Here is a 5,539-nt window from a genome sequence, read left to right as displayed (position 1 = left end):
GAGAAGTTGCCCCACAGTGAAGCCCGGGAGGGTGGAGGTGGGAGCATCCGATCCTTGAGAACTCAACAGCGTGCACTTGTCAAATGCCAAATAACCTCGACTTCAGCTTCGGCTGAGGTGAGATTCCTTTGGATCAAGTCCAATCCTCTTTTTTGAGGGTTGGCGTTATGGATAGTCAGCAATGATTTATCTTTTTGGTCAGTTCAAACTCGCTGCTTTCGCCTTTTTCCGGTGATTGTATGCATTTTTCTTTTACGGAGAGTTTGATCCTGGCTCAGGATGAACGCTGGCGGCGTGCTTAACACATGCAAGTCGAACGGTGAAGCAGAGCTTGCTCTGTGGATCAGTGGCGAACGGGTGAGTAACACGTGAGCAACCTGCCCCGGACTCTGGGATAAGCGCTGGAAACGGCGTCTAATACTGGATATGAGCTGCGACCGCATGGTCAGCAGTTGGAAAGATTTTTCGGTCTGGGATGGGCTCACGGCCTATCAGCTTGTTGGTGAGGTAATGGCTCACCAAGGCGTCGACGGGTAGCCGGCCTGAGAGGGTGACCGGCCACACTGGGACTGAGACACGGCCCAGACTCCTACGGGAGGCAGCAGTGGGGAATATTGCACAATGGGCGAAAGCCTGATGCAGCAACGCCGCGTGAGGGATGACGGCCTTCGGGTTGTAAACCTCTTTTAGCAGGGAAGAAGCGAAAGTGACGGTACCTGCAGAAAAAGCGCCGGCTAACTACGTGCCAGCAGCCGCGGTAATACGTAGGGCGCAAGCGTTATCCGGAATTATTGGGCGTAAAGAGCTCGTAGGCGGTTTGTCGCGTCTGCTGTGAAATCCCGAGGCTCAACCTCGGGCCTGCAGTGGGTACGGGCAGACTAGAGTGCGGTAGGGGAGATTGGAATTCCTGGTGTAGCGGTGGAATGCGCAGATATCAGGAGGAACACCGATGGCGAAGGCAGATCTCTGGGCCGTAACTGACGCTGAGGAGCGAAAGGGTGGGGAGCAAACAGGCTTAGATACCCTGGTAGTCCACCCCGTAAACGTTGGGAACTAGTTGTGGGGTCCATTCCACGGATTCCGTGACGCAGCTAACGCATTAAGTTCCCCGCCTGGGGAGTACGGCCGCAAGGCTAAAACTCAAAGGAATTGACGGGGACCCGCACAAGCGGCGGAGCATGCGGATTAATTCGATGCAACGCGAAGAACCTTACCAAGGCTTGACATATACGAGAACGGGCCAGAAATGGTCAACTCTTTGGACACTCGTAAACAGGTGGTGCATGGTTGTCGTCAGCTCGTGTCGTGAGATGTTGGGTTAAGTCCCGCAACGAGCGCAACCCTCGTTCTATGTTGCCAGCACGTAATGGTGGGAACTCATGGGATACTGCCGGGGTCAACTCGGAGGAAGGTGGGGATGACGTCAAATCATCATGCCCCTTATGTCTTGGGCTTCACGCATGCTACAATGGCCGGTACAAAGGGCTGCAATACCGCGAGGTGGAGCGAATCCCAAAAAGCCGGTCCCAGTTCGGATTGAGGTCTGCAACTCGACCTCATGAAGTCGGAGTCGCTAGTAATCGCAGATCAGCAACGCTGCGGTGAATACGTTCCCGGGTCTTGTACACACCGCCCGTCAAGTCATGAAAGTCGGTAACACCTGAAGCCGGTGGCCCAACCCTTGTGGAGGGAGCCGTCGAAGGTGGGATCGGTAATTAGGACTAAGTCGTAACAAGGTAGCCGTACCGGAAGGTGCGGCTGGATCACCTCCTTTCTAAGGAGCATCTGGCAGTCTTTGACTGTCCAGGCCCCCGATCAGAGCGAATGTCTCTGCGGGGAGCTCATGGGTGGAACATTTGATGAGGTGTCGGAGGGTTGATCTTCGAGCTCAGTACGGCCTTCGGGTCTGGAACGGTTCGGGGTGAGGCTGCCGGCACATGCACGCTGTTGGGTCCTGAGGGACCGGGTGTGGCCTTCGGGTCGCAGTCAACCTCAGGGCCTTTCCTGGCTGCCCGGATGGGTGAGCGGGGGAGGTACCGCCCGTACTTTGAGAACTACACAGTGGACGCGAGCATCTTTGTTCTGACGCAAGTCAGTTCAGAAAGATGATCTTAAAGATCATTAGTCAATTTCGATTGACGATTCAAACTCATGATGATTTCAAGTCTTTAAGAGCAAACGGTGGATGCCTTGGCATCTGGAGCCGAAGAAGGACGTAGCAATCTGCGATAAGCCTCGGGGAGTGGATAAGCACACTGTGATCCGAGGATGTCCGAATGGGGAAACCCCGCTGGGCGGCGTGCCGACCTAGTGACTCCCGCCTGAATATATAGGGCGGGTAGAGGGAACGTGGGGAAGTGAAACATCTCAGTACCCACAGGAAGAGAAAGCAACCGCGATTCCGTTAGTAGTGGCGAGCGAAACCGGAACAGGCTAAACCGAGTACGTGTGATATCCGGCAGGAGTTGCGTATTCGGGGTTGTGGGACTTTTCAGACAGGTCTGCCGATCTGTCGGCGTTACAAGAAGGTATAGACGAACCGCATTGAAAGGCGGGTCATAGAGGGTGCCAACCCCGTAGTCGAAATGCTTCTCTTGACGCGAAGAGTATCCCAAGTAGCACGGGGCCCGAGAAATCCCGTGTGAATCTGTCAGGACCACCTGATAAGCCTAAATACTCCCAGATGACCGATAGCGGACAAGTACCGTGAGGGAAAGGTGAAAAGTACCCCGGGAGGGGAGTGAAATAGTACCTGAAACCGTTTGCTTACAAACCGTTGGAGCCTCCTTAGTAGGGGTGACAGCGTGCCTTTTGAAGAATGAGCCTGCGAGTTAGCGATATGTGGCGAGGTTAACCCGAGAGGGGTAGCCGTAGCGAAAGCGAGTCTGAATAGGGCGATTCAGTCGCATGTCCTAGACCCGAAGCGAAGTGATCTATCCATGGCCAGGTTGAAGCGACGGTAAGACGTCGTGGAGGACCGAACCCACTTAGGTTGAAAACTGAGGGGATGAGCTGTGGATAGGGGTGAAAGGCCAATCAAACTTCGTGATAGCTGGTTCTCTCCGAAATGCATTTAGGTGCAGCGTTGCGTGTTTCTTGCCGGAGGTAGAGCTACTGGATGGCCGATGGGCCCTACAAGGTTACTGACGTCAGCCAAACTCCGAATGCCGGTAAGTGAGAGCGCAGCAGTGAGACTGTGGGGGATAAGCTTCATAGTCGAGAGGGAAACAACCCAGACCACCAACTAAGGTCCCAAAGCGCGTGCTAAGTGGGAAAGGATGTGGAGTTGCTTTGACAACCAGGAGGTTGGCTTAGAAGCAGCCACCCTTGAAAGAGTGCGTAATAGCTCACTGGTCAAGTGATTCCGCGCCGACAATGTAACGGGGCTCAAGCACGCCACCGAAGTTGTGGCATTGACATTTTTGGTAGGCCTTCGTGGTCCAGCCGTGTTGATGGGTAGGAGAGCGTCGTGTGGCCAGCGAAGCGGCGGTGTGAACCAGCCGTGGAGGCTACACGAGTGAGAATGCAGGCATGAGTAGCGAAAGACGTGTGAGAAACACGTCCTCCGAAAGACCAAGGGTTCCAGGGTCAAGCTAATCTTCCCTGGGTAAGTCGGGACCTAAGGCGAGGCCGACAGGCGTAGTCGATGGACAACGGGTTGATATTCCCGTACCGGCGAAGAACCGCCCAAGCTAATCCAGTGGTGCTAAGAGTCCTAACTCGGAATGTTCGGATCCCTTCGGGGTGATGACGTCTGAGCGAACGCTCGACCCCATGCTGGTGCGGCTAGCGTATTAACAGGTGTGACGCAGGAAGGTAGCCCAACCCGGGCGATGGTTGTCCCGGGGCAAGTGCGTAGGCCGAGGAATAGGCAAATCCGTTCCTCATACAGGCTGAGACACGATGCGGATAAAAAGTGGGTGATCCTATGCTGCCAAGAAAAGCATCGACGCGAGGTTCTAGCTGCCCGTACCCCAAACCGACTCAGGTGGTCAGGTAGAGAATACCAAGGAGATCGAGAGAATCGTGGTTAAGGAACTCGGCAAAATGCCCCCGTAACTTCGGGAGAAGGGGGGCCTTCGACGTATTAGGACTTGCTCCGAAAGCGTTTGGAGGCCGCAGAGACTAGTGGGTAGCGACTGTTTACTAAAAACACAGGTCCGTGCCAAGTCGCAAGACGATGTATACGGACTGACGCCTGCCCGGTGCTGGAAGGTTAAGAGGACCGGTTAGCCGCAAGGCGAAGCTGAGAATTTAAGCCCCAGTAAACGGCGGTGGTAACTATAACCATCCTAAGGTAGCGAAATTCCTTGTCGGGTAAGTTCCGACCTGCACGAATGGCGTAACGACTTCCCAACTGTCTCAACCGCGAACTCGGCGAAATTGCATTACGAGTAAAGATGCTCGTTACGCGCAGCAGGACGGAAAGACCCCGTGACCTTTACTACAGCTTGGTATTGGTGTTCGGTGTGGCTTGTGTAGGATAGGTGGGAGACTTTGAAGCGGTGACGCCAGTTACCGTGGAGTCATTGTTGAAATACCACTCTGGTCACTCTGGATATCTAACTTCGAACCGTGATCCGGTTCAGGGACAGTGCCTGGTGGGTAGTTTAACTGGGGCGGTTGCCTCCCAAAAAGTAACGGAGGCGCCCAAAGGTTCCCTCAACCTGGTTGGCAATCAGGTGGCGAGTGTAAGTGCACAAGGGAGCTTGACTGTGAGACTGACAGGTCGAGCAGGGACGAAAGTCGGGACTAGTGATCCGGCAGTGGCTTGTGGAAGCGCTGTCGCTCAACGGATAAAAGGTACCTCGGGGATAACAGGCTGATCTTGCCCAAGAGTCCATATCGACGGCATGGTTTGGCACCTCGATGTCGGCTCGTCGCATCCTGGGGCTGGAGTAGGTCCCAAGGGTTGGGCTGTTCGCCCATTAAAGCGGTACGCGAGCTGGGTTTAGAACGTCGTGAGACAGTTCGGTCCCTATCCGCTGCGCGCGTAGGAAATTTGAGAGGATCTGACCCTAGTACGAGAGGACCGGGTTGGACGAACCTCTGGTGTGCCAGTTGTTCTGCCAAGAGCACCGCTGGTTAGCTACGTTCGGGATGGATAACCGCTGAAAGCATCTAAGCGGGAAGCCGGCCTCAAGATGAGATTTCCATACCTTCGGGTGAGAGGCTCCCAGCCAGACTACTGGGTTGATAGGCCGGATGTGGAAGCGTGGCAACACGTGAAGCTGACCGGTACTAATAAGCCGATGACTTGATAACATCACCGTTTTTGGTGCTTGCGTCCACTGAGTGGTTCTCGATGTACGGTCGAGAACCGCATGACAATGACTTTGTTATGCTTGATTGAAACATCAATAGTGTTTCGGCGGCCATAGCGTGAGGGAAACGCCCGGTTACATTCCGAACCCGGAAGCTAAGCCTCACAGCGCCGATGGTACTGCAGGGGGGACCCTGTGGGAGAGTAGGACACCGCCGGACTTCTTTTCGTGAAATGGCCACCCATCGCTGGGTGGCCATTTCTCGTTAACAACAC

3 rRNA genes are annotated in these 5,539 nt (G+C 54.6%); all 3 read left to right on the top strand.

The features are described 5' to 3' along the window. The first annotated feature begins 251 nt into the window (after window positions 1–251). Window positions 252–1,774: ribosomal RNA gene (locus tag AB3M83_RS13345) — 16S ribosomal RNA — on the top strand. Window positions 1,775–2,158: 384 nt separating this feature from the next. Further along, a 23S ribosomal RNA gene (locus tag AB3M83_RS13340) occupies window positions 2,159–5,265 on the top strand. Between the two features lie 102 nt (window positions 5,266–5,367). Beyond that, a 5S ribosomal RNA gene (rrf, locus tag AB3M83_RS13335) occupies window positions 5,368–5,484 on the top strand. Together the 16S, 23S and 5S rRNA genes form the textbook arrangement of a ribosomal RNA operon. The last annotated feature ends 55 nt before the right edge of the window (window positions 5,485–5,539 follow it).

The organism is Microbacterium pasadenense (genome assembly GCF_047246565.1).
Taxonomy (GTDB): Bacteria; Actinomycetota; Actinomycetes; order Actinomycetales; family Microbacteriaceae; genus Microbacterium.
Note: the sequence above shows the minus strand (reverse complement) of the source record. Positions and strands in the feature narration are given on the sequence as shown.